General features: G+C 69.2%; 20 protein-coding genes. 11 read left to right on the top strand and 9 right to left on the bottom strand.

Features of this window, described 5'->3' with window-relative positions:
- Positions 1–399: 399 nt before the first annotated feature.
- Together ACZ5Y9_RS03075 and ACZ5Y9_RS03070 are read left to right on the top strand one after the other, a co-directional pair.
- Positions 400–1,434, top strand: a complete 1,035-nt coding sequence (locus tag ACZ5Y9_RS03075) for a hypothetical protein (protein WP_464472250.1) — start codon at positions 400–402, stop codon at positions 1,432–1,434.
- A gap of 398 nt (positions 1,435–1,832) precedes the next feature.
- Positions 1,833–2,039, top strand: a complete 207-nt coding sequence (locus tag ACZ5Y9_RS03070; RefSeq protein WP_464472249.1) for a hypothetical protein — start codon at positions 1,833–1,835, stop codon at positions 2,037–2,039.
- Positions 2,040–2,255: 216 nt separating this feature from the next.
- On the opposite strand, the gene ACZ5Y9_RS03065 is transcribed toward ACZ5Y9_RS03070, so the two are convergent.
- The 5 genes from ACZ5Y9_RS03065 to ACZ5Y9_RS03045 all read right to left on the bottom strand — a co-directional run bounded on the left by ACZ5Y9_RS03065 (position 2,256) and on the right by ACZ5Y9_RS03045 (position 7,485).
- Positions 2,256–3,851, bottom strand: a complete 1,596-nt coding sequence (locus ACZ5Y9_RS03065) for an ABC transporter substrate-binding protein (RefSeq protein WP_464472248.1) — start codon at positions 3,849–3,851, stop codon at positions 2,256–2,258.
- A gap of 70 nt (positions 3,852–3,921) precedes the next feature.
- Positions 3,922–4,677, bottom strand: a complete 756-nt coding sequence (locus ACZ5Y9_RS03060; protein WP_247623765.1) for an ABC transporter ATP-binding protein — start codon at positions 4,675–4,677, stop codon at positions 3,922–3,924.
- Positions 4,674–5,672 (bottom strand): ABC transporter ATP-binding protein, encoded by a 999-nt coding sequence (locus ACZ5Y9_RS03055; protein WP_247623766.1) that lies wholly within the window; start codon positions 5,670–5,672, stop codon positions 4,674–4,676. Before ACZ5Y9_RS03055 ends, ACZ5Y9_RS03060 begins: the two co-directional genes overlap by 4 nt.
- Positions 5,669–6,571 (bottom strand): ABC transporter permease, encoded by a 903-nt coding sequence (locus ACZ5Y9_RS03050; protein WP_464472247.1) that lies wholly within the window; start codon positions 6,569–6,571, stop codon positions 5,669–5,671. The genes ACZ5Y9_RS03055 and ACZ5Y9_RS03050 overlap by 4 nt, the downstream gene beginning before the upstream one ends.
- Positions 6,568–7,485 (bottom strand): ABC transporter permease, encoded by a 918-nt coding sequence (locus tag ACZ5Y9_RS03045; protein WP_464472246.1) that lies wholly within the window; start codon positions 7,483–7,485, stop codon positions 6,568–6,570. The genes ACZ5Y9_RS03050 and ACZ5Y9_RS03045 overlap by 4 nt, the downstream gene beginning before the upstream one ends.
- A 220-nt stretch (positions 7,486–7,705) precedes the next feature.
- Between ACZ5Y9_RS03045 and ACZ5Y9_RS03040 the strand changes: the two genes are divergently transcribed.
- Positions 7,706–8,287, top strand: coding sequence for a PadR family transcriptional regulator (locus ACZ5Y9_RS03040; RefSeq protein WP_464472245.1), 582 nt, complete (start codon positions 7,706–7,708; stop codon positions 8,285–8,287).
- Between the two features lie 46 nt (positions 8,288–8,333).
- On the opposite strand, the gene ACZ5Y9_RS03035 is transcribed toward ACZ5Y9_RS03040, so the two are convergent.
- A complete protein-coding gene (locus ACZ5Y9_RS03035; protein WP_247623770.1) occupies positions 8,334–9,008 on the bottom strand; it encodes a cysteine hydrolase family protein in 675 nt (224 codons plus the stop codon).
- Positions 9,009–9,098: 90 nt separating this feature from the next.
- Here ACZ5Y9_RS03035 and ACZ5Y9_RS03030 point away from each other — a divergent pair, with 90 nt between their 5' ends.
- Positions 9,099–10,568 carry an MFS transporter gene (locus ACZ5Y9_RS03030; protein ID WP_464472244.1) on the top strand — a complete coding sequence of 490 codons (1,470 nt, stop codon included), beginning with the start codon at positions 9,099–9,101 and terminating at the stop codon, positions 10,566–10,568.
- Positions 10,569–10,898: 330 nt separating this feature from the next.
- Here the strand turns inward: ACZ5Y9_RS03030 and aztA are convergent, their stop codons facing one another.
- A complete protein-coding gene (aztA, locus tag ACZ5Y9_RS03025) occupies positions 10,899–11,558 on the bottom strand; it encodes a zinc ABC transporter ATP-binding protein AztA (RefSeq protein ID WP_464472243.1) in 660 nt (219 codons plus the stop codon).
- 55 nt (positions 11,559–11,613) lie between these two features.
- On the opposite strand from aztA, the gene aztB reads away from it, so the two are divergent.
- The 4 genes from aztB to aztD are packed head-to-tail and all read left to right on the top strand — an operon-like array spanning position 11,614 to position 15,922.
- A complete protein-coding gene (gene aztB, locus ACZ5Y9_RS03020; RefSeq protein ID WP_464472242.1) occupies positions 11,614–12,474 on the top strand; it encodes a zinc ABC transporter permease AztB in 861 nt (286 codons plus the stop codon).
- On the top strand, positions 12,471–13,754 hold the full coding sequence (locus ACZ5Y9_RS03015; protein WP_464472241.1) for an ABC transporter: 1,284 nt from the start codon (positions 12,471–12,473) through the stop codon (positions 13,752–13,754). Before aztB ends, ACZ5Y9_RS03015 begins: the two co-directional genes overlap by 4 nt.
- Before the next feature lies 1 nt (position 13,755).
- A complete protein-coding gene (gene aztC, locus ACZ5Y9_RS03010; RefSeq protein WP_464472240.1) occupies positions 13,756–14,688 on the top strand; it encodes a zinc ABC transporter substrate-binding protein AztC in 933 nt (310 codons plus the stop codon).
- 31 nt (positions 14,689–14,719) lie between these two features.
- The gene (gene aztD / locus ACZ5Y9_RS03005; RefSeq protein ID WP_464472239.1) at positions 14,720–15,922 is read left to right on the top strand and encodes a zinc metallochaperone AztD; all 1,203 of its coding nucleotides are present in this window, start codon (positions 14,720–14,722) and stop codon (positions 15,920–15,922) included.
- 117 nt (positions 15,923–16,039) lie between these two features.
- Here aztD and ACZ5Y9_RS03000 read toward each other — a convergent pair whose 3' ends face one another.
- Both ACZ5Y9_RS03000 and ACZ5Y9_RS02995 read right to left on the bottom strand, forming a co-directional pair.
- Entirely contained in the window at positions 16,040–16,801 is a 762-nt protein-coding gene (locus ACZ5Y9_RS03000) for an HAD-IIB family hydrolase (RefSeq protein ID WP_336641213.1), read from the bottom strand.
- The gene (locus ACZ5Y9_RS02995; protein WP_247623777.1) at positions 16,798–17,898 is read right to left on the bottom strand and encodes a LacI family DNA-binding transcriptional regulator; all 1,101 of its coding nucleotides are present in this window, start codon (positions 17,896–17,898) and stop codon (positions 16,798–16,800) included. Before ACZ5Y9_RS02995 ends, ACZ5Y9_RS03000 begins: the two co-directional genes overlap by 4 nt.
- A 174-nt stretch (positions 17,899–18,072) precedes the next feature.
- On the opposite strand from ACZ5Y9_RS02995, the gene ACZ5Y9_RS02990 reads away from it, so the two are divergent.
- The 3 genes from ACZ5Y9_RS02990 to ACZ5Y9_RS02980 are packed head-to-tail and all read left to right on the top strand — an operon-like array spanning position 18,073 to position 21,021.
- A complete protein-coding gene (locus ACZ5Y9_RS02990; RefSeq protein WP_247623778.1) occupies positions 18,073–19,014 on the top strand; it encodes a carbohydrate ABC transporter permease in 942 nt (313 codons plus the stop codon).
- Complete coding sequence (locus tag ACZ5Y9_RS02985; RefSeq protein WP_336641214.1) at positions 19,011–19,898, top strand: carbohydrate ABC transporter permease; 888 nt, start codon at positions 19,011–19,013, stop codon at positions 19,896–19,898. Before ACZ5Y9_RS02990 ends, ACZ5Y9_RS02985 begins: the two co-directional genes overlap by 4 nt.
- Before the next feature lie 34 nt (positions 19,899–19,932).
- The gene (locus ACZ5Y9_RS02980; RefSeq protein ID WP_464472238.1) at positions 19,933–21,021 is read left to right on the top strand and encodes a glycoside hydrolase family 130 protein; all 1,089 of its coding nucleotides are present in this window, start codon (positions 19,933–19,935) and stop codon (positions 21,019–21,021) included.
- Positions 21,022–21,158: the final 137 nt, after the last annotated feature.

Genomic DNA, 21,158 nt, shown 5'->3' with positions numbered 1-21,158 from the left:
AGGAACCGATAAGCGGATCCGCGGCCACACCTACAGCTGCGGCGGTGACGTTCGTCAAGAACCGGGGCATCCCTGTGGCGACACGCGCAAGGCGAACTCGTTCTTGCATACGGACAGGTATGTTCCGGGAGATAAGCCAGCGGCAGCCTCGTCGAAATACACGCATAGTCAGTGCGAGCGAGCGCGTTTCTGGTGCCAGGCGGTGAATCCCGATGGTCGGCATCACCCGCTGGTACGCGTAAACCAGTGCCAGCGCGACGCGTGTCGGCTATGAAGCGCATAGTCGGAGCGTCGATCGGGCTCGTCATGTACTGGACGCGAGCCAGAAGACCGCGCGTCCTGGTCGCCACAATCGACTAGGTGCGGCGCCAGTTGCGTGCTGGTGGCTACGGTGGTGGCATGGAGACGGACGAGTACTTGCCCCCTGATGAGTTGGACAGGCGGGACCGGGAGGACCGCCTGATGCAGGTTTGGGACGCAGACGTGCAGATGACGGATGAGGAGGCCCGCGACGCCTTGATACGAGTCGGTCGCGCGTTAGCGGCCAAGGGCGGGGTCGCCGACCTTGACGAGGACGTTGTTTCGGATCAGATCAGGTTGTGTCAGTACTTCCGCAGCAAGACAGTGAGCGCGAGCCGACTCTTTGGGCGCGAACTATTGGAGGCGCTGAAGACACTCGCGCCTTGGACTGCACGCAACTACCTCACCCACGCCACACTGTGGAGGGTCAAGAAGGCGGTTCCTGAGAACCGCGCGAGAGACTTCAAGACCTGGGGCGAGCGCCTTGAACAATTCGCGGCGCTCCTGACAACCGAGCGAACGGACGCCCAGCGTGCTTTGCTCAACGACATGTTGCGTCTTCCGGCGCATGACGACCTGCCCGACAGCTGCGCGGACGAGCCAATCGCCAGCGACGAGCTCGTCGTCCGACTGCACGGGGCGCTTGCAAACCAGCTTGCCGATCAGTTCACCCTCTCGGCTTATGTCCTCGGTGCGATCTCGGCCTGTGGGGCTCTGATTACGGTCGGAGGATTCTTCTCGGAGGGCAGCTTCCCTCTGGTCGGCGTGGTCGCCGGGTTGACGATCCTCTCCATCGCTTCCGCCACCTTCGTGCGCCGTCTCACAAGCCTTCGACTGAGCCTCCGAACTTTGGCGGCGTCCCGCACCGTATCCGGCGCAATCACGGCTGCGGCGACTCTCCAGACGGTGATCATCGGATTCTGGACACTCGGCGACGACGAGCGACCGGTTCTCGTTCCTATGATCATCGCGGTCGGCATCACGCTCGTGACCTCGGTGACTGCGAACTTTTGTAGCGAGCTTGCTTCCTTACGCATCGCCGAGCTGAATTCCGCATCGACTGACAATGCGCTAAACGCTGGAGCATCGGGCGTTGCCGACGAGCGGCGCGACTCATCCAGCGCGCCGCTCTAAGGTGCCCCGTGCTATCAGGCGAGCGCGCAGTGAGCCGGTCAGTCAACGGCGGTGGTCAGGTGGTCGGGTCGTGGAGCTCGGCGGACTCCGGACGCTTCACGCGAGCGTGGCCAGCGCTCAGGAGGGTGTAACCGGGTTCAGTCGCTCCACAGGAACGCCGACGAGCCAGCTTGATGTCACGCCGCGGCAGATTCGACAGTTCCCCCAGAACCACGCCGATCTGGGTCGCTGAGCCCGTCGAAGCGCCCCAGTTCCGCGCTCACCTGCAGGGAGAGAACAGACGTGCAGGGAGCATCCGCCCGTTTCTCCCTGCACGTGTCAGAACTCCCTGCAGGTGATCGGCAGGCGCGCCCGACCGGCGCCGCCACGCCCGGGAACCTCGACCTAGGGTCGAGCGCATGGACTACAACTCCCTGTTCCCCCTGGTCTCCGCGATGTGGACCTCCGTCGCGCTGCTCGCGGGCGGCTACGCCCGCACGCGCAACCGCTCGGCGTGGACGTGGTTCCTGCTCACGCTCTTCTTCGGACCGATCGCGGCATTCCTGCTCGTCGTGTGGGAGCCGGTGCCGCAGAAGCCGTCGACCCCGACTCCGACCGAGAACTGAGAACTGAGAACGGGGCGGGGCGGGGCCCTTCGACAAGCTCAGGGACCCAGTAGCGCTCAGGGACCCAGTAGCGCTCAGGGGCCCACGAGCGGCTCAGGGACCCAGTAGCGCTCAGGGGCCCACGAGCGGCTCAGGGACCAGCAGCACGCAGAAGGAGGGCGACGGAACCTGCGTCCCGTCGCCCTCCTCCCCTCAGTCACCTCAGGGGTGATCCGTTCACTCGGCCATCGACACCGACGTGAAGTCCAGCCACCAGCTCTTCGGCTGCTCGAAGCCCTGCACGGCCGACGACATCGCACGGGGGGCGGTGTCGTTGGCGACGAACAGCCACGCGGCATCCTGCGTCACCAGGTGTCCGACCTGGGTGAGCAGAGCGGCGCGCTCCTCGTCGTCGACCGTGACCAGCGCCTGGTCGTAGAGCGCCTCGGCCTCTTCGTTGCAGTAGTTGAAGAAGTTGCCGTCGCAGCCGAACCAGAAGCCCTTCCAGCTGGAGGGCTGCTCCAGGCTGAACGCCTGGTTCGCGGCCTGCCATCCGGTGTTGCCTTCGCCGAGCTGCGCGTACATGCCCGAGAAGTCCACCGGCTCGAGCGAGACGTCGATGCCGACCTCGGCGAGCTGCGCCTGCAGCCCCTCGTTCATGGCCTTGGCCTGCATCGAGCCCGATCCGGCGGTGATGTAGCCCACGGTCACGTCGACGCCGTCGGGATAGCCGGCCTCGGCGAGCAGCGCCTTGGCCTTCTCGGGGTCGTACGTGTAGAGGTCGTCATCGGCGGTGTAGTACAGGCTCGCCTCGGCGAACATCTGGGCGGCGGGAGCGGCGGTGCCGTGCAGAAGGTCGTCCGCGATCGCGTCGCGGTCGATCGCGTAGTTCATCGCCTGACGCACACGGATGTCGTCGAACGGTGCTTCCTGCGTCATGAGCTGCCACGACCACTCCCAGTCGAACGGGTTGCCGGTCGCCACGAAGCCCGCATCCTCGAGGCTCGCGAGGTCGTCGGGCAGCGCGGCCTCGATCCAGTCGACGCGTCCGGAGCGCAGAGCCGCGGTGCGTGCGGAGGGATCGGGGATCAGCTCGACCGTGAGGCGGTCGAGCTTGGCGACGTCTCCCCAGTAATCCTCGTTGCGGGTGAACGAGATCGACTGGTTCTGGGCGAGCGAGTCGAACACGAACGGACCGGTGCCGACCGGGTTCGTGGCCTGGCCCGCGGCCCCCGACTCGTCGAGCGACGTGGGGCTCGCGAAGTAGACGTTGTACAGGTCGGCCAGGAAGAAGGCGAACGGCTGGTTCAGGGTGAATGTCACCGTCTGGTCGTCGACCTTCTCGACCGAATCGACGAAGGTGAGCACCGTGTAGTAAGTGATGAGCACCGGGTCGTAGTTCGGGTCGGACTCGTCGGTGTAGCGGGTGATGTTGTAGATCAGGGCATCCGCGTCCCAGGGGGTGCCGTCGTGGAACGTGACGTCCTCCTGCAGGTGGAAGGTGTACTGCAGGCCGTCCTCCGAGACGTCCCACGACTCGGCGAGCGCGGGCGCCACACCGGCGGGTGCGTTCGGGTCGGAGACATCGCGCTTGGTGAGGCCCTCGTACACGAGGTTGCCGATCAGGCGCTGGCCCTCGTAGCCGGCGGTCGTGATCGCGCCGGTGTCGAGGCTCGGGAACGAGGCCATCTGCGAGCCGATGACCAGTTCCTGCTCGCCGTCGGATCCGCCGGTCGGCGCTCCACCGGAGGAGCAGGCCGAGAGCGCGAGACTCGACGCCAGAACGAGGCCTGCAACGATTGCCGCTCTGCGGCGTGGGGATGGGGTGTTCATGTCTCTCCTCAGGTTCGCTGTGTGTGGTGCGGGTAGTGGTGCGGTGGTGCGGGTAGGGGTGGTGCGGTCTTCAGGCGTGCATCAGGGTGCGCGCGGCCAGAAGTTCTCGGGTGTACGGATCGGTCGGGTCGGCGAGCACGGCGGCGGTCTCGCCGGACTCCACGGCGTGGCCGCGGTTGAGCACGAGGATGTCGTCGGCGATGTGCTCGACGACGGCGAGGTCGTGCGTGATGAAGAACATCGCCACCCCGAGCTGCGCCTGCAGGTCGGCGAACGTGTTCAGCACCTGCGCCTGCACCGACTTGTCGAGCGCCGACACCGCCTCGTCGCAGATCAGCAGCTTCGGCTTGCTGGCGATGGCGCGGGCGATCGCCACGCGCTGGGCCTGTCCGCCCGACAGCTCGTGCGGGAAGGCGTGCACGTAGTCGGCGGCGAGGGCGACGGTTGCGAGCAGATCGACCGAACGCGACGCCCATTCTCGGCGGGCGATACCCTGCGCGCGCAGCTGGAAGGCGAGGCTGTCACCGATCGTCATCGCCGGGTTCAGGGCGTTGCGGGGGTCCTGCGGCACGAGCTGGAAGTCACGACGGGCCTGCCGCAGCTCCTTCGCGCTCAGCGCGAAGAGATCGCGCCCATCGAGCCGCACGGTGCCGGCATCCGGTCGCATCAGGCGCATCACGATGCGCCCGAGCGTCGACTTGCCGCTGCCGGACTCGCCCACGACACCGAGCGTGCGTCCGGACTCGATCGAGAAGTCGACGCCGTGCAGGGCGGTGAAGTCGCCGAAGCGCTTCACGATGCCGGAGCCTTCCAGTACCGCGGTCATGCTGCCTCCTCCTGTGCTCCGTCGGATCCGCCGGCTCCGACGCTTCCGTCGGCGACGGCGTGGCCGGGTGCGACCTCGTGCAGGGTTCCCCAGTCGCGGCGCATCCGCACGGAGTCGGGAACGACGGCGAGCCCGCCGCGCGGCACTCCGGCCGAGGGCTCCGCGGCGAGGAGCGCTCGGGTGTACTCGTGGCGGGGAGCGCGCAGCACGTCGGGCGCGTAGCCCAGCTCGACGATCTGACCGCCCAGCATCACGGCCACGCGGTCCTGCGCCTGCGAGGCGATGAGCGTCGCGACGCCGATGTCGTGCGTGATGAAGAGGATCGCCGTATGCAGACGGTTGCGCAGATCGTCGAGCAATCCGACGACGTGTGCGCCGACGGCCGCATCGAGCGCGCTCGACGGTTCGTCGGCGACGATGAGTTCGGGCCCGCAGCTGATCGCGATCGCGATGGCGATGCGCTGGCGCATTCCGCCCGAGACCTCGTGCGGATAGCAGCGCATCACCCGCTCGGCATCGCGGATCTGCACCTGCTCGAGCAGCTCGAGCGCACGCGCCTTGGCGGCCGCGCGACTCGGGCACTGGCGGTGCTGCAGCAGGGTTTCGACGATCTGCGATCCGATGCGCCGCATCGGGTCGAGCGACGAGTTCGGGTCCTGCGGCACCATTCCGATGCGGTCGCCGTGCAGCATCCGCAGACGGGATGCCGGGGCGCCGATGAGGTCGACGCCGTCGAAGTACGAGGTTCCGCTCACCGTCGCGGTCCGCGCCGCCAGGCCGGTCACCGCCCGGGCGAACACCGACTTGCCGCTGCCGGACTCGCCGAGCAGCACGGTCACCTGACGCTTCTCGAGACCGAGGCCGAGGTTCGAGACGACGGTGCTGGCGCCGCCGCCCGAGCGGGGGAACGAGACGCTGATGCCGGTGGCGTCGAGCACCAGCGCGGCCGGGTCGGCGAGGCCGCCGGCCGGAGGGGCGAGAAGGGTCTCGGTCATGATTTCTGTCCCTTTCCGGAGATCGCATCGCGGATGCCGTCGCCGACGAGCGGGAAGAGCATCGAGAGCAGCAGGATCATCACCACGGGCGCGAGCGCGAGTGTCGGGTTCGTGTAGACCGCCGCCTGCATCTCGTAGAGGATCGACCCGAGCTCGGGTTGCGGCGAGGGGACGCCGAGTCCGATGAATCCGAGACCGCCCGAGATCGCGACGTTGGCACCGACGAGCGAGGTCGAGTACGCGAGAACGGCGGGGAGGGTGACCGGAACGATCTGCCGCAGCAGGATCGTGCCGCCCGTCGCCCCGCTCGAACGGGCCGCGGTGACGAAGTCGAGCTCGCGGATGCGGGAGACCTCGGTCTCGGCGATGCGGGCGACCGGCGCGATCCACACGAGGGTGAGCGCGAGGATCAGCGTGCCCAGGCCGACACCGAACGAGATCGCCAGCAGCAGGGCGAGCAGCACTCCGGGGAAGGCGAAGAGCAGGTCGACCCCGCGCATCAGGATCGTGTTCGTGACCTTGCCGGCGAGACCGGCGATCGTGCCGATCGCGAGGCCGAGCACGGTGGCGATGATGATGGGGACCACGCTGACGATGAGAGAGGTGCGGGTTCCGTAGACGAGTCGGCTGAGCAGGTCGCGCCCCTGCGTGTCGGTACCGAGCACGTGGCCGTCGGTGAAGAAGGGGAGCAGACGCTCGGACAGCGACCCCGTGAGCGGGTCGGCGAGCGGCAGCAGCGGAGCCGCGAGCACGACGGCGGTGAGCAGCGCGACGATGCCGAGCGCGACGACGGATCGCAGCGGCATCCGGCTGAGCACCGATCGGCGACGGAATCGGGGCACGGCATCCGAAACCGCGACGGAGGCGGTGAGGACCGGGGGTTCGGCGAGTGCGCTCATGCGCGTCCCTTTCTGATTCGCGGGTCGAGGACCGCGTTGACGACGTCGGCGACGAGGAGCACCAGGACGAAGATCATCGCGATGATCAGGGCGACGGCCTGGACGAGCGTGTAGTCGCGCAGGCCGACCGACTGCACGATGAGGGCGCCGAGGCCGGGGATGCTGAAGATCTGCTCGACGAACAGTGCGCCGCCCAGCATCGTGCCGACCTGGATGCCGAGCACCGTGATCATCGGCGGCAGCGCGTTGTGATGCGCGTGCACGGTCAGCCGCCAGGGCGAGAGGCCGCGCGCCTGCAGGGTGGGCAGCAGGTCGGTCGACTGCAGGGTCGAGATCGACGTCTTCAGCGACCGCGCCATCTGGGCGCCGGGTGCGAGTGCCAGCGCGGTCGCCGGCAGCAGGAGGTGGGCGGCGAGGTCGCCGACCGAGCCGTCGCCGCGGGTCGAGACACCGCCGGCGGGGAACAGCGGCCAGACCACCGCGAAGGCGATGAGCAGCACGAGCGCGACCGTGTACTGCGGGGCCGACAGGAACAGTGATTCGATCCAGTCGGTCGTGCGGCGCACGCCGCGGAACCGAGTGGTGGCGAGGTTGCCCATCACGATGGCGAGACCGATCGCGAGGATGCTGGCGAGTCCGCCCAGGAGCAGGGTGTTCGTGAGCGCCGGTCCGATGATGTCGGTCACGGGGCGACCCTGGCTGTACGAGAAGCCGAGGTTGCCGCCGAGCACCTGCCCGATCCAGATCGTGAACTGCGACATCAGGGGCTGGTCGAGGCCCATCACCTCGCGCAGCTTCTCGCGCTCGGCGGGGCTGCTGTCGGTTCCGAGGATCGTCAGCGCGGGGTCACCGGGGATGGCGCGGATGGCGAAGAAGACGACGACGGCGATGAAAAGCGCCGTCACGACGGTCATCACGATCCGACCGCTCACGAGACGCACTAACCGGTTCTGTGCGATGGCTTTGTAGTCCATAATTGGAATTATGCACTGATGTACTGTTTCGGTACTGTTTCGTATTGATGACACTGTTGTCCCCGTCGGGACGAGCCCCGTGTTTCCGGGCATCCGACACGCGAGAATCACGTCGCAGTCCGAAGAAATCTGCACGACGTCCGTCAGAGAAAGGACCCCCATGGCCCTCCGGCACGCGATCCTGGCCGCCCTCTCGCGAGGAAAGCCTCGAACCGGATACGACCTCAACTCCAGCTTCAACGACGTCAACGACCGCGCCTGGCACGCGAGTCCCTCGCAGGTGTACTCCGAGCTGACGAAGATGGAGAAGCTCGGCCTCATCGACATCAGCGAGCGCAACCAGCGCGGCCGCACGAGCTACATCATCAACGAAGAGGGCCTCGACGAGCTCCGGCGCTGGCTGCTCCACGATCAGCCCGACCACGGCGTGCGCGACGACGCGATGCTGCGACTGCTGAACCTCTGGACGCTCGACGACGCCGACGCCGCCTACCTCCTCGACGCCGAGGTCACGTTCCAGCGCCAGCGGCAGTTCAGCCTGACCCACCTCCTGTCGAACTGGGAGGAGGAGCGCGAGGACTACGACAGCCCGGTCTGGCGCAGTCGGCGAGCGCTCTACACGCTGTGGCTGCGGCAGACGACGCTGACCCTCGACTGGCTCGACGAACTGCGCGTCGTGCTCGAGCATCCCGAGATCCCCGTGCCCGACGCACTCGAAGGGGCCGCCCCCGCACGCGCGTGATGCGTGCGGAGACAACCCCTCGGGAGCCGTCCTGCGGCGGTGCCGCTCAGGCGCCGATCGTCGCCAGATCCTCGGCCGTCCGGCCGTAGCCCGGCGTCGTGTACCGCTGCGCCCACTCGGCATCCTCGGCCAGCAGCTCGCGCCACGGGGCGACCTCGACGTAGAGCACGCGGAGCGAGTCGAGGGCGGCGCGGTGCAGCGCCTCTCCGTCGGTCGAGACCGCATCCAGCGGAACCGCCACGTCGAAGTTCTTCATCATGCCGGTGCGCGAGGTCGTCTCGACGCACACGTTCGTCTGCAGGCCGGCGACGATGAGGCGGGTGACGTCGAGGTTGCGCAGGATCGGGTCGAGGTCGGTGTTGAAGAAGGCATCCCACCGGTGCTTCTCGATCACGATGTCACCCGGCTCGGGGCGCACGGCGTCGAGCACCTGCGAGCCCCAGTCGGCGTCGTCGCCGATCGGCGACTCCTCGTCGCTCGCAGCCGACGACGCCAGCAGACGGCGCATGCTCGGCGTCGCGTCCGCGCCGTCGGCGCGGGAGGTCTGCCGCGTGTAGATCACCGGCATCCCCTGTGCGCGAGCGGCCGCGAGCAGCTCGGCGCACTCGGCGACGACCTCGTCGAAGTTCCAGATCGGCGGCCACCCCAGGGCGCTCCGCCGCTCCTGCTGCAGGTACATGTTCTGCATGTCGATCATGATCAGCGCTGTTCTCGAGCTCATCTCAAACCCAATCTCGTAGTGTGTCTTGATAGTCCAATACTGTTATATAGTCCTTTACGTTACGTCGGTATTACTTTCAGGAGGATCAACGTGTCGGATGCGACGACCATCGACGGCACGCGCGGTCGCAGGAAGTGGGCGGTCTTCGCCGTGCTCGCCGGGGCCGCCGCGCTGACGATCCTCGACGTCTCGAAGCTCGGCATCGCCCTTCCCGCCATCCAGGCGGATATGGGCGGCGACCCCGCGACCGTGCAGTTCATGCTCGTCGGCTACACCCTCGCCTACGCCGCGATGCTGCTGCCCGCCGGCCGTATCGGCGACGTGGTGCCGCGTCGCACGGTGTTCCTCACCGGCATGATCGTGTTCGTCGCGTCGAGTGTCGCGTGCACCTTCGCCCCCACGATCGAGTGGCTGGTGGCGGCGCGCGTGATCGAGGGCCTCGGCGCCGGCCTGCTCATGCCGCAGGTACTCGGGCTCATCCAGCGCGTGTTCCCCGCCGGAGAGCGTGCCAAGCCACTCGCCGCCCTCGCCGCCATCACCTCCCTCACCTCGCTCGGAGCCCCGGTGCTCGCGGGGTTCATCATGGACGTCGCGGGCGACCAGCTCGGCTGGCGACTGCTGTTCCTCGTGACCGTGGTCGCCGGCGCCATCATCCTCCCGTTCGCGTTCGTGGTCGTTCACGAACCCGTCGGCGAGCGCCGCCGGGGATACGACACGATCGGCACCGTGCTGCTCGCGGTCGGCGTGGTCCTCACGATCGGCCCGCTCAGCGCGATCTCCGGCACCGAACCCCCCGCACCGTGGATCTTCGTCGGCATCGGACTCGGCATCGCCTTCCTCGCGGCCTTCATCGCCCACGAGCGACGGGTCACCCGGCGCGGTCGCGAACCCCTCGTCGACCCCGAACTGTTCCGCCTCCCCCACCTCCCGGCGGGCGTGCTGATCTCCGGATGCATGCACGCGGCGGCGACCGCCGGCACCCTGGTCGTGACGATCGCCCTGCAGCAGCTCGCGCACCTGTCGGCGCTCGAGACGGCGATGTGGATGCTGCCGGCAGCCGCCGCGAGCCTCCTGGGTTCCTGGATCGCGACGCGGGTCTCGCCGACGAACGGCCACGTGGTCGCGCTCGGCACGGCAACCGGCGCACTCGCCCTCGCGGGGAGCGGGCTCGTGTTCGGCGCGGCCTCGACGAGCACCGTTCCGCCGCTCATCGCCGCGCTCCTCTGCGTCAGCGCGTTCGGTTCGGGCCTCTCCGCGCCCGCGAATCAGGCGCGCACACTGCTGCACACGCCGGGGCACCGCTCGAGTGTGGCCGGATCGCTCATCCAGTTCGCACAGCGCACGGGTTCGGCGATCGGCATGGCGCTCGCGCTGATCATCTACTACGCGTTCTTCTCCGACACGAGCTTCGCCGGCAGGCCGGCATCCGGCGCGATGTGGGCGCTCTGGGCCGTCAGCATCTTCCTCGTCGCCGCCACAGTCATCGCGGTGGTCGACCATGCCCGCACCCCGCGGGTCGCGCCCGAGGTCGTGGAGCCCGAGCCGCAGTTCGTGCCGTAGGGCGTCTCGGACAGGGCCCCTTCGACAGGCCCAGGGACCCAGGGGCTGCTCAGGGCCCCAGTAGCGGCTCTACGGAAACCGGGTCGCTGCGCTTCTCGCTCAGGAGCCGGGTTTCTCGGTTCCTGAGCGAGCGAAGCGAGACGAAGGGCGCACCCCGCGCTCACCTGCACGGACGAATCACATCTGCACGGAGCATCCGCCCGAATCTCCGTGCAGACGTGCGCGGTCCGTGCAGACGAGCGGATGCCGCGGCGTCAGCTCAGGAGGAGATCTCTCGCAACGCAGGAGCGTTCGAGGCATCCGCTCCTGCGCTGCGCGAGATCTCCTCCGCTACGCGCGAGGCACCCCGACGACCCGCCCCTCCTCCACACGCACAACCCGATCCGCGGCATCCAGCAATGCCGAATCGTGCGAGACGCAGACCACGGCCACGCCCCGATCGGCTTCCTCGCGCAGCACCGAACGGATGCGCCGACTGCTCTCGGCATCCAGCCCGGTCGTCGGCTCGTCGAGGAGCAGCAGGTCGGCCTGCCGCGCGAGACCCTGAGCGAGCAGGGCGCGCTGCTGCTGCCCGCCCGAGAGTGAGGCGAACGGGCTCGACGCGAGGCGGGTGATGTCCAGTCGCTCCAGCGACCGAGCCACGACCGTGCGCGCCTCGCCGTCCATCCGTCGCCATGGGCCGAGCCGACCCCAGACGCCGACGGCGACGACGTCGCGCATCGTGACGGGCAACCGGGGCGGGATCGCCGCGCGCTGCGGCACGAAGGCGACGGCGCCGGGCACCGAACGCTGACCGCGCCGCCGCGAGCGCGTGCCCGCGAGCACTTCGAGCAGCGTCGACTTGCCGGCGCCGTTGGGCCCGGCGATGACCGCGAACTCCCCTGGCACGATGCGCAGATCGACGCCGCACACCACGTCGACGCCGTCGAAGGCGACGTGCACGTCGTCAAGGACGGCGATCGGATCGGCGAGCACGGGGGACGAAGTCATGTCTCGATCATATGAGTTTGATAATCATTCTCAAAAAGCTCTAGGCTCGCTCAACGTGACCCTTCCTCTCCTCGCCCCCTTCGCGCTCGAGTTCGTTCAGCGCGGCATGCTCGGCGGCGCACTCGTGGCGATCCTCTGCGGCGTCGTCGGCACGTGGGTCGTGATCCGCGGCATGGCGTTCCTCGGTGAGGCACTGGCCCACGGCATGCTCCCCGGCGTCGCGCTGGCCACGGTGCTGGGCCTGCCCGTGCTGGCCGGCGGCGCCCTGAGTGCCGTCGCCATGAGTATCGGGATCGGTGCGCTCCAGCGCCGAGCGAAACTGTCCTACGACACGAGCATCGGGCTGCTGTTCGTCTCGATGCTGGCCCTCGGGGTCATCATCATCTCCCACTCGGGCAGCTTCGCCACCGACGCGACCGCGATCCTCTTCGGCGACATCCTCGCCATCACCTCGGCCGACCTCGTGCTGCTGGCCGCGGCCGCCGCGATCGGCCTCGCCGTGACCTGCGGCTTCCACCGCTCGTTCGTCGCGCTGGCGCTCGACACCCGCATCGCCACCGTGCTCGGCCTGCGCCCGCGGCTCGCACAGGCCGCGCTCGTGGGCCTCGTCACCCTCGCGGTCGTCGCCTCGTACCAGGCCGTCGGTTCGATGCTCGTGGTCGGTCTGCTGCTCGCCCCCGCAGTCGCCGCCGGCCACTGGACCACCCGCATCCCCACGCGGATGCTGCTCGCCTGCGTATTCGGCATCGTCGCCGTCTTCCTCGGCCTGGTCACCTCATGGTTCGCGGCGACCGCCGCCGGAGCATCCGTCGCCGCCGCGGCGATCGCCCTGACCTGCCTCTCGTGGGTCGCCCGAGCAGCCGTCACCGGCATCCGCTCGACGACCCACGCGACGACCGCACCGGTGGCGGCATGACCGCCCGAACCGGCCCCACCCGCCCCCGAAAGGACCCCGTGCGTTCCCGCTCGACCTCCCTCGCCCTCCTGGGCGCCCTCACGCTCGGCCTCGCCGCCTGCACCGGAGCGCCCACCGCCGACACGTCCGCCGAGACGGCGACCGACGCCCCCTCCACCGGTGACGGGCACGGCGCGATCGCCGGAGCCGAGGAGGTCGCCGAACCCCCGCTCGGGCTCACGGCGATCGACCCCGCCGGCACGGTCACGCACCTCGACCTGCTCGACGAGACCGTGACCGAGATCGGCGCGATCGACGCACCGCGGGCGATGACCACCGAGGGCCGCTACCTGTTCGCCGACGTCGGCGACGGCATCGAGATCGTCGACAGCGGCGTGTGGACGTGGGACCACGTCGACCACTTCCACTACTACCGCGCGGCCCCGGCCCTGCTCGGAACGGTCGACGGCGACGGCTCGGCGACCGTCGCCACGACGAACAGCTCGACCTCCGGCGGCACCGGCATCTCGTTCACCGATTCGGGGGATGCCGTGCTGCTCAGCACCGAGGCTCTCTCGAAGGGCGAGATCCGCGAGCAGTTCCGCCTCGAGCGCGAGCCGCACGCCGGACTCGTGGTTCCCGTCGGGTCGTTCGCGCTCGTCACCGAGGCGGTCGACGGGGTCGGGGCGCGCGTCGCCGGCTACACCGCCGACGGCGAGCCGACCGGACTCGACGAGACGTGCGCCGCCCCCTCGGGCACGATCACGACCCGGGTCGGCGCCGTGATCGGATGCGCCGACGGCGCCCTGCTCGCCCACGTCGACGACGGCGAGCTCGTCGTCGAGCACATCCCGTACCCGGCGAATGCTCCCACCGGCGCGGTCGCCTCCTTCGACAACCGCGAGGGGCGCCCGACGGTCGCCGGTCTGGCGAGCCCGACCGACATCCGCCTGCTCGACACCCGGGCCCGCACCTGGACGCTGCTCACGGCACCGGCCCCGCTCGTGCACGTGACCGCGGTCGATGACGAGGACGGTCACCTTCTCGGGCTGGCCGAGGACGGGCGGATGCTCGTGCTCAGCGCCGCCGACGGCTCGCTGCTCGCCGAGACGGCGCCCCTCGTCGCCGCCTCGCTCGCGTCGGGCGCGGCCCCGGTGCTCGTCGCCGACCAGCACCGCGCCTACCTCAGCGCCCCCGTCGAGCGGCAGCTGTACGAGATCGATTACGCCGATGCCGCCCGCATCGCCCGCACGTTTGAGACCGCCACCGAGCCGGCCTTCGTCGCCGAGACAGGACGCTGACATGCGACCGCCCCGCCTCCGCTCCCGCGCCGCGACCGCCCTCGCCACCGTCGGCCTGCTCGCCGCGACCCTCACGGCGTGCGCGCCGCCCGCGACCGACCCGCGCCCCCTCGTCGTCGTCTCGACGAACATCCTCGGCGACGTCGTCGGGCAGCTCGTCGGTGGTCAGGCGCGCGTGGTCACGCTCATGAAGCCGAACGCCGACCCGCACTCCTTCGAGATCTCGGCGCAGGAGGCGGCCACCCTGCGCGAGGCCGACCTGATCGTCTCGAACGGACTCGGACTCGAGGAGGGGCTGCAGCAGCACCTCGATGCGGCATCCGCCTCCGACGCCCGCACCTTCGTCGCCGGCGACGCGATCGAGGTGCTCGACTACAGCGAGGGCGATGCCGCGGGCATGCCGGATTCGCACTTCTGGACCGACCCGGCGCAGATGCTCGCCGTCGTCGACGCGCTCGAACCCGCGCTCGCCGAGATCGAGGGGATCGATCCCGACGCCCTGCAGTCGAGCGTCGCCGACTACCGCACCGAGCTCGACGACCTGGATGCCGAGATGACGGATGCCTTCGCGCGCATCCCCGCCGACCGTCGCGCCCTCGTCACCAACCACCACGTCTTCGGCTACCTGGCGGAGCGCTTCGACTTCGACGTCGTCGGGGCCGTGATCCCCGGCGGCACGACGCTCGCCGCGCCCTCGGCATCCGATCTCGCCGACCTCGTCGACGCGATCGAGGAGACCGGTGTCCCGGCGATCTTCGCAGAGTCGTCGTCGCCCGATCGTCTCGCACGGGCTCTCGCCGACGAGGCCGACATCGACGTCGAGGTGATCGAGCTCTTCACCGAGTCGCTCACCGACGCCGACGGCGGCGCCCCCGACTACCTGACCATGATGCGCGTCAACACCGAGCGCATCGTTTCCGGTCTCACCCGCTGAGACCACCCCTCACAGAGAAAGAAGCACCTGCATGAAGAAACTCCCCCTGCGCAGAGCGCTGGTCGGTGCCGTCGCCCTCGGCGCGGTCGTGACCCTCGCGTCCTGCTCGACCACCCCCGCCGCGGATGCCCCGGCGAGCGAGAGCTCGACGACGGATGCCGGCGCCCGCGTCGCGATCTCGTACGACGGCGGCATCCTGGTGCTGGACGGCGAGACCCTCGAGACCGTCGCGGACTTCGACTCCGAGGAGTTCACCCGCCTCAATCCGGCCGGTGACGACCGGCACGTCATGGTCACGATGAGCGAGGGCTTCCAGGTGCTCGACACCGGCGCCGGTTCCTCCGACGACGCGGCCCTCACCGACACGGTCTTCGCGGCCGACACCCCCGGTCACGTCGTTCGCCACGGCGGCAAGACGATCCTCTACGCCGACGGCACGAGCGACACGACCATCTTCGACACGGCCGATCTCGCGGCATCCGACGGACTTCCCGAGGTCGAGACGATCGCGGGCGTCGAGGCGCACCACGGCGTCTCGATCGTGCTCGAGGACGGCACGTTCCTCACCACCGTGGGCAACGCCGACGGGCGCAACGGCATCGTCGTGCGCGACGCCGACGGCGCGGAGATCGCCTCGTCGGACCAGTGCCCCGGCGTGCACGGCGAGGGCACGGCCGCGAATGAGGTCGTCGTCTTCGGCTGCGAGGACGGCGCCCTGGTCTACGCCGACGGCGAGATCACGAAGCTCTCCGCCCCCGACCAGCCCTACGGCCGGATGGGCAACGCCTACGTGAGCGAATCCAGCCCGATCATCGTCGGCGACTACAAGAACGACCCCGACGCCGAGGGCTACCTGCTCGGCGCCGTCACCCTCATCGACACCGAGGCGCTGACGTACGAGGTCGTCGACCTGCCCGAGGGCGCGGAGTACACGTTCCGCGACGTCGCCCGCGGCCCGGGTGAACTCGCGTACATCCTCGGATCCGACGGGTCGATCCACGTGCTCGACCCCGAGTCCGGCGAGATCACCGACACCTTCCCCGTGATCGACGCGTGGGAGGGACCCGCCGAGTGGCAGGACGCCCACCCCGCGATCGTCGTGGCCGGTGACATCGCCTACGTGACCGAGCCCGCCGCGAACAGCGTGCACGCCGTCGACCTCACCACCGGCGAGGTGCTCGCGAGCACCGAGCTCGAGGTCACGCCGAACGAGATCGCGCCGGCCGCCGGCTGATCCCGGGCGCTCTTCCCGCCCCCGGTTCGGGAGGAGAACACCGCGATGGGAGGACGAATTCTCAGAATCCGTCCTCCCATCCGTGTGATCTCCTCCCGAACGGGTGTCGGCCCTGGCTCACAACCGCGGGAGGAGACCCTCCAGGAACTCCGCCGTCGATTCCCAGCCGGTGACCGCATGGCATTCGACTCCCATCGCGAGCACGGGGTAGTCGTTCCCGGCGGGATCGAGCCGGTCGCCGACGAACAGCATGTCGTCGAGGGGGATGCCGGTCTGCTCGACCAGTCGTCGCATGCCGTACGCCTTGTCGATGCCCCGCTCGGTGACGTCGATCGACGTCGACCCTCCCGAGCGCACCTCGAGATCCGGCAATCGAGCGGCGACGGCGGCGCTGAGCGCGTTGCGCTTCTCGCCCGTCGGATCCCAGGCCGCCTTGGCATCGAGCGGAGCTTGCTGCCCCAGCGCCGAGAAGGTGATCTGCGAGCCGCGGTCCTCGATGACGTCGCCCCAGGTCGTCTCCTCCCACAGACCGAGCCGGCGCGCCTCTTCTTCGAACACGGCGGTCGCTGCGGCGCGACGCCCCGCAGCGAGGTCGAGCGCGTAGACGGTCTCGATCCCGTGCGGACGGATGCGGTAGTACTGGGTGCCGCAGGCCGGGAGCAGGTGGAAGTTCGCCAGCGTCTCCGGGCCGGCGGCGGGCAGCCTGTCGACGACCTGCGCCGTGAACTGCTCGAGTCGCCCGCCGGAGATGATGGCGACGGTCACGCGCTCGGCGAGCGCCACCAGGAGCGCCCCCATCCGGGGGTCGATCGCGCTCTTGGACGGCGCCAAGGTGTCGTCGAGATCGAAGGCCACGAGGCGCGGAGCGGGCGCGGTCATCCCGCCGCCTCGATGATCGCCTCGCCCTGCCCCCGCACGGGCCCCGTGCTGCCCCGCACGATGAACTCCACCGGAGGCAGCTCGATCGCTCCCGGCTCGTTCCCCTCGACGATCGAGACGAGGGCGCGCGCGCAGGCGTTGCCCCACTGGAAGACGTCCTGTCGCACGGTCGTCAGCGGCGGGATGATGTACGGCGCGAGCGGGATGTCGTCGAAGCCGATGATCGAGAGATCGTGCGGCACGCGGACGCCCCGATCGATCGCGGCGGAGATGCCGGCGATCGCCATGATGTCGTTCGCGTAGATGATGGCGGTCGGCGGTTCGGGGTCGTCGAGCAGTTCGTGCGTCGCGCGCGCGCCGGCCGCACCGGTGAAGTCGGCCTCGACGACGGTGCCGGGGCGCAGCCCCAGCTGGGCGAGCTCGGAGGCCCAGGCCTCGCGACGCACGCGCGAGTGCACGTAGCGATCGGAACCCGAGACGTGCGCGATGCGCTCATGACCCAGGGCGTGCAGATGGCGGACGGCGCGACGGATGCCGGCGGCGTCGTCGAGCCCGATGGGGGCCGTGCCCTCGCCAGTCCCCGAACCGAGCAGCACGCAGGGCATCCCTAGTCCGGCGAGCTCGGCCGGACGCTCGTCCTCGACGCGGAGGTCGGTGAGGAAGACGCCGTCGACCCGGGCTTCGTGGGCGAAGCGCGAGTAGGCCTCGCGCTCGGCCTCCTCGCCGTCGACGACCTGCAGCACGAGGGCGTAGCCGACGGTCGAGAGGAAGCTCTCGACCCCCGCGACGAACTGCGGGAAGAACGGGTCGGTGCTCAGCAGCTCGGGGGCGCGACGGATCACGAGGCCCAGCGCCTGGGCTCGGCTGCGCGAGAGAGCGCGCGCCCGGGCATCCGGCCGCCATTCGAGAGCGCGAGCGGCTTCGAGGATGCGCTCGCGCGCCTCTTCACCCACGCCGGAGCGGCCGTTGAAGACGAAGGACACGGCGCTCTTCGAGACGCCGGCCCTGGCCGCGACGTCGCCGATGGTGATCTTGCGCTGCAGCACGGGCGAGGCGGGCCGATCGGCGCCGACGCCGTCGGGGGGAGTCGCGTTCATGGTTGTAGTGTAACCGACCGTTTAGCGGGATTTAGCGCCGTCCTCCACCGGAAGTCCGGCAGGTTGACCTCGCACAGCAAAACCGGTTTACTAAAGGAGTTGTCACCGTCGCGCACCACCGGACCACGGCCGGATGCGACGACGGAACGGTCGTATCAGTGAGGAACAATCGCCATGGGCAGTGCCGCACCAGCGCAGAGATCGAAGGCCGACCCGCCGCGTCGTCGCGGCGGCGCGCTGCACCGATGGCTCGGCGACAATCCCCTCGGACTCCTGCTGAGCTCTCCGTACATCCTCTTCGTCATCGTCGTCTTCCTCATCCCGTTCGGATTCGGGATCTGGATGTCGGTGCACGACTTCTACTTCACCGCCCCGGGCGTCGCGGTCGAGCATCCGTTCGTCGGCTTCGAGAACTTCGCGACCGTGCTGGCCGACCCGATCGTGCGGCAGGCGTTCGGCAACCTGCTGATCTTCCTCGTCATCAACGTGCCGCTCACCGTCGTGCTCGGCCTCCTGCTCTCCTCCGGGCTCGACGCCGTCGTGCACTGGAAGGGCTTCTTCCGCATCTCGTACTACGTGCCCTACGTGACGGCATCCGTCGCGACGCTGGCCGTCTGGATCTTCCTGTTCAACGGCAACGGCGTCGTGAACTCCCTGCTCGGCTCGCTCGCCCCCGACCCGTCGTGGCTCGCCAACCCGGCGCTGATCATGCCGCTCATCGCCGTGTACGTCACCTGGAAGAACCTCGGGTTCTACATCCTGCTGTACCTCGCTGCACTCCAGAACGTGCCCAAAGAGCTGCACGAGGCGGCCCAGCTCGATGGCGCCGGACGCTGGCAACGGTTCCGCTCGGTGACGCTGCCCGCCGTGCGCCCGGTCACCTCGCTCGTCGTGCTGCTGTCGATCATCACCACCGGGCAGATCTTCACCGAGCCGTACCTGCTCACCGGCGGAGGGCCCAACAACGCCTCGATGACCCCCGCGCTGCTCATGTACCAGCAGGGCATCCAGCAGGGGAAGCCCGACATCGCCGCCGCGATCGGCATGATCCTCGTCATCGCCGTGATGATCGTCTCGCTCGTCTCGCGCCGCATCACGGAAGGCAAGAACCGATGACCACGTCGACGACCCGCATCGCTCCCGACAAGGCCGCCCGCCCCGCGCGCAGCGGACGGGTGCTCGGTGTGCTGCGCTTCGTGCTGCTGCTCATCGGGGCGCTCGCGGCGCTCGTGCCGTTCTACTACATGATCATCGGCGCCCTCCAGCGCACGCGCGACACCAGTCTGTTCGGTCTGCTGCCGCTTCCGCAGAACCTCACCTTCGACAACTTCGTCGCGATCAACCAGTCGGTGAACCTGCTCGGCTCACTGCTGAACTCCCTGATCTTCACCGCCGGTGTGGTGGGCTGCACCCTCGTGTTCGGCCTGCTCGTCGGCTACGCGCTCGCGGTTCTCTCGTTCCGCGGTCGAGGGATGGTCTTCGCCCTCGTGCTGCTCGTGCAGGCGATCCCGTTCCAGCTGCTCATGATCCCGCTGTACGTCATGGTCGTGCGCTACTTCGGTCTCGCCGACAACTTCATCGGCATGATCCTGCCCTTCGCGATCAACTCGGTCGCCGTGCTCATCTTCCGCCAGTACTTCCTGCAGATCCCCCGCGACGTGTTCGACGCCGCACGCATCGACGGCGCGAGCGAGGTGCGCATCCTGCTCTTCATCGCCGTGCCGCTCGTGCGCCCCGCCGTGCTCACCGCGATGCTCGTGACCTTCATCGGGCCCTGGAACGAGTTCCTGTGGCCGTTCCTCGTCACGAAGGACGCGACGAAGCAGACCCTGGCCGTGAGCCTGGCGAACTTCTCGCAGACGAACGGCTCGTTCCTCGAGAACCCGATGGGCGCCGTGCTCGCCGGCGCCTGCGTGCTCGCCGTGCCGGTGGTCGTGCTCTTCCTCCTGTTCCAGCGGCACTTCACGTCCGCGAACCTCGGCTCGGCCATCAAGGGCTGAGCACTCGACACCGAAAGACCCCGAAGGCATCGCCATGACTCCATCCTCCCCACCCGCCGCCGACCTCACGACGCGGATCCCCTACGCACTGACCCGTCTCGGCACGATCATGACGGCGAGCGTCGACGACCCGCTCGAGGCCGAGGGGGTGCTCAACCCCGGCACGGCCTGGGGCCCCGACGGCGAGCTCTACCTCTTCCCGCGCGTCGTGGCCGCGGGCAACGTCTCGCGCATCGCGCGCGCGAGGGTGGTCGTCGAGTACGGCGTGCCGGTCGGTGTCGAGCGCCTCGGCGTCGTGCTCGCCCCCGACGAGCAGTGGGAGCACGGCCGCCAGAACGGCGGGGTCGAGGACCCCCGCATCACCTTCCTCGAGCCCCTCGGCCTGCACGTGATGACCTACATCGCCTACGGCCCGCTCGGCCCGCGACCCGCTCTCGCGATCTCACGCGACACCGTCTCGTGGGAACGGCTCGGACCGATCCAGTTCGCGTACCAGCCCGAGCTCGCGAGCGATCTCAACCTGTTCGCCAATAAGGACATCGTGTTCTTCCCCGAGCTCGTCCCCGGGCCCGACGGCCGCCCGAGCATCGCCCTGCTGCATCGCCCGATGTGGGACCTCGACTGGCTGCGCCCCGGTGAGGGTGCGCGCCCGCCGGCCGGGATCGACGACGACCGTCCGTCGATCTGGATCGGTTACGTCGACGTCGAGGCGGCACGAGCGGATGCCTCCGCCCTCACCCGCGTGCACGGCTCGGCCATGATCGCCGCGCCCGAGATGGCGTACGAGAGTGCGAAGATCGGCGCCGGCCCCTCGCCGCTGCGCGTGCCGGAGGGGTGGCTGCTGCTGCACCACGGCGTCTCCGGCGCGACCCCGAAGGGCTTCGAGCTGGCGCACGGGTCGGTGTACTCCGCCGGTGCGATCCTGCTCGACGCCGACGACCCGCGGCGGATCCTCGCGCGCTCGCCCGAGCCGCTGCTCGCGCCCGAGACCGCCGAGGAGACGCAGGGCACGCTCGCGAACGTCGTCTTCCCGACCGCGGTCGAGAAGATCGGCGAGCGCACGTTCGTGTTCTACGGCATGGCCGACTCGTCGATCGGCGTGGCCGAGCTCACGCACCTCTGAGTCCCGGACCTCGAAGGCCGCCTCCCTCGGGAGGCGGCCTTCGTCGTGTCCCCCCGCCCGGGCTCCTCGTCCGGGACCCTTCGACGGACTCAGGGACCCAGTACCCTCACGCCCACCCGGGACCCTTCGACGGGCTC

It is taken from the genome of Microbacterium sp. T3-8 (assembly GCF_055398145.1).
This window is presented reverse-complemented; position numbering and strand designations above follow the sequence as displayed.

What these genes read in the sequence shown, in the direction of transcription:
- aztD (WP_464472239.1), top strand. Translation starts at nt 14,720, where the DNA reads ATGAAGAAACTCCCCCTGCGCAGAGCGCTGGTCGGTGCCGTCGCCCTC.
- ACZ5Y9_RS03055 (WP_247623766.1), bottom strand. Translation starts at nt 5,672, where the DNA reads ATGACCGAGACCCTTCTCGCCCCTCCGGCCGGCGGCCTCGCCGACCCG.
- aztC (WP_464472240.1), top strand. Translation starts at nt 13,756, where the DNA reads ATGCGACCGCCCCGCCTCCGCTCCCGCGCCGCGACCGCCCTCGCCACC.
- ACZ5Y9_RS03050 (WP_464472247.1), bottom strand. Translation starts at nt 6,571, where the DNA reads ATGAGCGCACTCGCCGAACCCCCGGTCCTCACCGCCTCCGTCGCGGTT.
- ACZ5Y9_RS03065 (WP_464472248.1), bottom strand. Translation starts at nt 3,851, where the DNA reads ATGAACACCCCATCCCCACGCCGCAGAGCGGCAATCGTTGCAGGCCTC.
- ACZ5Y9_RS03070 (WP_464472249.1), top strand. Translation starts at nt 1,833, where the DNA reads ATGGACTACAACTCCCTGTTCCCCCTGGTCTCCGCGATGTGGACCTCC.
- ACZ5Y9_RS03075 (WP_464472250.1), top strand. Translation starts at nt 400, where the DNA reads ATGGAGACGGACGAGTACTTGCCCCCTGATGAGTTGGACAGGCGGGAC.
- ACZ5Y9_RS03000 (WP_336641213.1), bottom strand. Translation starts at nt 16,801, where the DNA reads ATGACCGCGCCCGCTCCGCGCCTCGTGGCCTTCGATCTCGACGACACC.
- ACZ5Y9_RS02990 (WP_247623778.1), top strand. Translation starts at nt 18,073, where the DNA reads ATGGGCAGTGCCGCACCAGCGCAGAGATCGAAGGCCGACCCGCCGCGT.
- ACZ5Y9_RS03015 (WP_464472241.1), top strand. Translation starts at nt 12,471, where the DNA reads ATGACCGCCCGAACCGGCCCCACCCGCCCCCGAAAGGACCCCGTGCGT.
- ACZ5Y9_RS03035 (WP_247623770.1), bottom strand. Translation starts at nt 9,008, where the DNA reads ATGAGCTCGAGAACAGCGCTGATCATGATCGACATGCAGAACATGTAC.
- ACZ5Y9_RS02995 (WP_247623777.1), bottom strand. Translation starts at nt 17,898, where the DNA reads ATGAACGCGACTCCCCCCGACGGCGTCGGCGCCGATCGGCCCGCCTCG.
- aztA (WP_464472243.1), bottom strand. Translation starts at nt 11,558, where the DNA reads ATGACTTCGTCCCCCGTGCTCGCCGATCCGATCGCCGTCCTTGACGAC.
- ACZ5Y9_RS02985 (WP_336641214.1), top strand. Translation starts at nt 19,011, where the DNA reads ATGACCACGTCGACGACCCGCATCGCTCCCGACAAGGCCGCCCGCCCC.
- ACZ5Y9_RS02980 (WP_464472238.1), top strand. Translation starts at nt 19,933, where the DNA reads ATGACTCCATCCTCCCCACCCGCCGCCGACCTCACGACGCGGATCCCC.
- ACZ5Y9_RS03060 (WP_247623765.1), bottom strand. Translation starts at nt 4,677, where the DNA reads ATGACCGCGGTACTGGAAGGCTCCGGCATCGTGAAGCGCTTCGGCGAC.
- ACZ5Y9_RS03040 (WP_464472245.1), top strand. Translation starts at nt 7,706, where the DNA reads ATGGCCCTCCGGCACGCGATCCTGGCCGCCCTCTCGCGAGGAAAGCCT.
- ACZ5Y9_RS03045 (WP_464472246.1), bottom strand. Translation starts at nt 7,485, where the DNA reads ATGACCGTCGTGACGGCGCTTTTCATCGCCGTCGTCGTCTTCTTCGCC.